The organism is Cryobacterium sinapicolor (assembly GCF_004403465.1).
Classification (GTDB): Bacteria; Actinomycetota; Actinomycetes; order Actinomycetales; family Microbacteriaceae; genus Cryobacterium; species Cryobacterium sinapicolor.
The window spans coordinates 1-3,751 of the sequence record NZ_SOGQ01000023.1 but is presented as its reverse complement, the minus strand read 5'-3'; the positions used below and the strand labels follow the sequence as shown (position 1 = coordinate 3,751).

The window sequence follows — 3,751 nt, the reverse complement described above, 5'->3', positions numbered from 1 at the left end:
CGGACCCTCATGGGCACAGAGCCAAGCCCGTGTTGGCGTGAATGAGCAGTGCATGCGAGTGCAGAATTTGTGCAGCCGAGGACGGAAATCGACAACCATCACCCCGACTCCACCTTGGGGCGGCCGTATCGCGTAGACCCCGCCCGCACGGGATTCGCGTTCAGGTCCGCTTTTCGAGAACACAATTGCTTGAAAAGCGTACTCTGGTTATACTTTCCAAGTATGAGCGTTGTTGTTGAGCCGATCCTTGAGGAACTGGCTGCCGGCCAGTGGGGTCTATTCACCACGGCTCAGGCGCGGGCGCGGGGTGTGAGTCGCGCCAATCTCTCGCATCGGGAACGAGATGGGCGACTCGAGCGGCTCGCCCACGGCGTGTACCGGCTCGGGGGAGTGCCGGTCGCTGCTCTGGATGATCTGCGCGCCGCCTGGATGTCGACCGAACCCATGGTGCTGGCGTGGGAGCGGGCGGGTACCACGGGAGTTGTGGTGGGCGGGGCGGCCGCGGCAGCTGTTCATGAGTGCGGCGATATCAATCCAGTCCCGTATCGCCTGATCACCAGCGAACGGCGCCAAACGCAACGAACCGACATTGTCTACAGCCGGCGCCAGCTGGATTCCCGCGACGTTGTGGTTGTCGGGGGCCTCCCGGTGACGAGCATCGAACGAACGGTCGCCGACCTGGTCGACGAGATCGGCGACCTGTCCCTGGTCGGCGACGTGCTGGCCGACGCGACCCGGGGAGAACGAGCGGTCGACCTTGAACACCTCGGCCTTCTGCTGACACCGTTCGCCGCACGATACGGCCACCCTCGAGGCGATGGCCCAGCTCTGCTGGAACAACTCCGCCGGAGCGCGGGAATCGACGATATCGCCGCAGCGCGTGCGCTCGTGCGACGGCCGGCTATCGGCGCCGCCCTCGAGGGAATCGTCAGCCAGGCAGTGCGGGAACAGCTGAGGACCATCGTCGCCGGCCTACAGCCCCAGCTGGCGGGGAGTGTCGAGCTGGGCGAACACATCGAGCGGATGATCGCACCGATGCTCGTGGAGCAGAGTCGCCTCGTGTCCGAAATCACGGACACCGTGCTCGCCCCATTACTTCAGCGCCAGCGTGAACAGATGGATCACATCACGAAATCCATCGCAGCGCAGATATCGGAATCGCTGCCAAACATCACCCTTCCCGCGATCGACTCAGTCCGAACCGGGAACTCGCCGGCTCCGACAGTCGGCGCCACAGAAAGTCCAGCAGCCAAGGGGAAGAACAATGATCGTTAGCGACCCGTACCCAGATGGGCGTGCGGTGCTTTCCGCGATCACGGAGAAGGCTCGCGCGGCGCACCGAAGCGGCGTCGGGTCTTCCGTCCAGAGCCTCATCGAACTGGCGGTCTTCGATCGCTTTCTCTGCCGGGTGTTCTCTCTGGACGATTGCCCCTTCGCACTCAAAGGAGGCACGAGCATGCTTGCTCGGCTTCCCCAATCGCGGAGCACGACCGATGTGGACCTCGAGACGGCGGAGATGAGTATCGACGCCGCCATCGCCCAACTCGCCTCAGCCGCGAGCATCGACCTGGGCGATCATTTCGAGTTCCGATATGTCAGCCACCGCGACACCGGCGGCCCCAATCAGCCCGAGCTCCACGCCGCGGCCATCACATTCAGCGTCACCGTTCGAGGCGCCGGCACCCGGAACCCCCTCAGAGTCGACCTGGCCATCCACACGCGCACCCCTGCCGCACCCCTGGACATCCTTACCCCAGCATTCCGGCTCGACATGTCCCGCCTGGGACCGGCCGTCGCCTACCAAGCCATCGCGGTCGAAGACCAGATCGCCGACAAGGTGTGCGCGACCCTATCGACCTACGGCGGCCAGGCCTCCACCCGAACGAAAGATCTCGTCGATCTAGCCATCCTCACAAAAACGATGCGAATCGATGCACGCCAACTCCGCATCAGCGTCCACACCGAAGCGCACCAGCGTGGCTTGCCGCCGTTTACTGCGCTCCACGTGCCACGCTCAATGACCGACGGATACCGCAAAGTTGCCAAGACCGTTCCTGTCTTGAGCGACGTCCTCGACCATGAAGCTGCGCTCTCCCTGGTCAACGCGATGCTGTTGCCAGCCCTCAGCGCCGAAATCGAGGACGGGGCCTGGGACCCAGCACAACAACAGTGGATCCGCCCGAGCTGACCGGTGCGAGACCCGGGACAGACCACGAACTTGCCCTCAGTAGGCGCGGCGAAATCATCCACAGGCAATACGCGAGTACCGTTACGAAACGGAGTCCCCCACTCCAACGATTAGCCCCGGTACTCATGTTCGTCTGCCCCAGGCGATACATGCCGGGGCTTTTTCGTACTCCGCAGTTCGGCCACGCAGTAACGCAATAAGAGGTACTGAAGGTTGCCCGGTGGGAACCTGGTCATGTGTGGGAATTCGATTCGCAGATCCCATACGCCGTGCAGACGGGGGCCTCGGCGTCCGGTCAGGACGTGAGCATCGTCATGTCAAGCGCGGGCGTAGCGCGACGCGAGTTGGCGCAGGGTGGCTTCGATGCCGGCGGCGTTCTTCCGAGGAACGCCGAGAACCTCGAAGACCTTGCCCTGCACGGCTGGGACGGTGCTGTAGTCGAACGTCTCAGTGACGCGCGTAGACGTGGGCGTGAGCGGCGTGAGTTCCCAGCGCCACCGGTGGCCCGCCGGGTGACGCCATTCCACCAGCCGACCGTCCTCGAAGCGCGTCACCGTGCTGGTGATGCGGTACCGGAGTCCGAGCTGCTTCATCGCTACCGAGAATCGTGCGCCCTGGCTGAGCCGCCGCGGCCCCGACACTGTGTCGCAGACGGTGCCCGAGCCGTCCAGCTCACCGTGACGGTGCGGATCAGCCACCAACGCGAAAACGTCGTCTGCCGAAGCTGGCACCTCGACAGTGCGCGCGACTTGGCGCGGTCCTTGCTCAACCTGTTCGACCGTAATGCTGCCCAGCCTAAGCCGCGGCTACGTAGGACCGCGCCGCGGCCATGACCTCTCGGGAACGTCCCTCCGACAGCGTTTCGGCGGGCGAAGCATCACCCAGATCCGGGTTCATACCCATAAACCATGCCCTGGCAACGTCAGCCGAATGAACCAAACAGAGGATCTCGAGCACCTGAAATGTGTCTCTGAGGAGCTTTTCACTCGCATGCGGCGGCCGCACCGTTGCGTGTGCCCAGCGAGCAAGCGTGCGGGCGTTCTTACCCACGATCACGCCCAACAGCGCCTGACCCAGTTGCGCTTGCAACACCGCTGCGATCTCAGCAACGCTCAAACCCACGGAGCGTACGTGTGCCGCGCGATCAGCACCAGAACGAGAACCATCCCCGGTTGACGAATTGATCATGAACCGAGACTACCAATTCGCGGGTGTTATGACAGGTGATATGACGGTCGATATGACCGATAATGGTTATTATGTCAGTTTGTAGCCGACATCTTCGCATTGGACGCGAATACGCCGGTTCGATCGACCTCCCCCTCGCGGCGCGGATCTATCCGTCGGCAGGATGACACTAGAGTGCTGGCAAAGTGGTGCAGTCGCGCATAACTTGGGTGGTGATGTCGCCCGATGTGGCAGTTGAACTGGGGTTTCATATTCCAGCTTGACACGGATTCGCATTTTATGCGAATGTTTCGCATAAGATGCAAACGTTCGATTTGGCCGCGCCAGGGGTGGTTCCTGCCCATCTCCGATCGAGTGTCGCCGTTCTCAATGCGG

At 62.8% G+C, this 3,751-nt stretch carries 4 protein-coding genes; 2 read left to right on the top strand and 2 right to left on the bottom strand.

Features of this window, described 5'->3' with window-relative positions:
• The first annotated feature begins 48 nt into the window (after nt 1-48).
• Both E3T28_RS05010 and E3T28_RS05005 read left to right on the top strand, forming a co-directional pair.
• Nucleotides 49-1,275 (top strand): type IV toxin-antitoxin system AbiEi family antitoxin domain-containing protein, encoded by a 1,227-nt coding sequence (locus tag E3T28_RS05010; protein WP_134428545.1) that lies wholly within the window; start codon nt 49-51, stop codon nt 1,273-1,275.
• Nucleotides 1,265-2,188: a nucleotidyl transferase AbiEii/AbiGii toxin family protein gene (locus E3T28_RS05005; RefSeq protein ID WP_134428543.1), complete on the top strand. Its 924-nt coding sequence runs from the start codon at nt 1,265-1,267 to the stop codon at nt 2,186-2,188. The genes E3T28_RS05010 and E3T28_RS05005 overlap by 11 nt, the downstream gene beginning before the upstream one ends.
• A 317-nt stretch (nt 2,189-2,505) precedes the next feature.
• Here E3T28_RS05005 and E3T28_RS05000 read toward each other — a convergent pair whose 3' ends face one another.
• Nucleotides 2,506-2,973 carry an SRPBCC family protein gene (locus E3T28_RS05000; RefSeq protein WP_198417155.1) on the bottom strand — a complete coding sequence of 156 codons (468 nt, stop codon included), beginning with the start codon at nt 2,971-2,973 and terminating at the stop codon, nt 2,506-2,508.
• A gap of 10 nt (nt 2,974-2,983) precedes the next feature.
• Nucleotides 2,984-3,376: a hypothetical protein gene (locus tag E3T28_RS04995; protein ID WP_134428539.1), complete on the bottom strand. Its 393-nt coding sequence runs from the start codon at nt 3,374-3,376 to the stop codon at nt 2,984-2,986.
• Nucleotides 3,377-3,751: the final 375 nt, after the last annotated feature.

Bases quoted from the DNA above. Each gene is read 5' to 3' on its own strand.
- E3T28_RS05005 (WP_134428543.1), top strand. From the start codon at position 1,265: ATGATCGTTAGCGACCCGTACCCAGATGGGCGTGCGGTGCTTTCCGCG.
- E3T28_RS04995 (WP_134428539.1), bottom strand. From the start codon at position 3,376: ATGATCAATTCGTCAACCGGGGATGGTTCTCGTTCTGGTGCTGATCGC.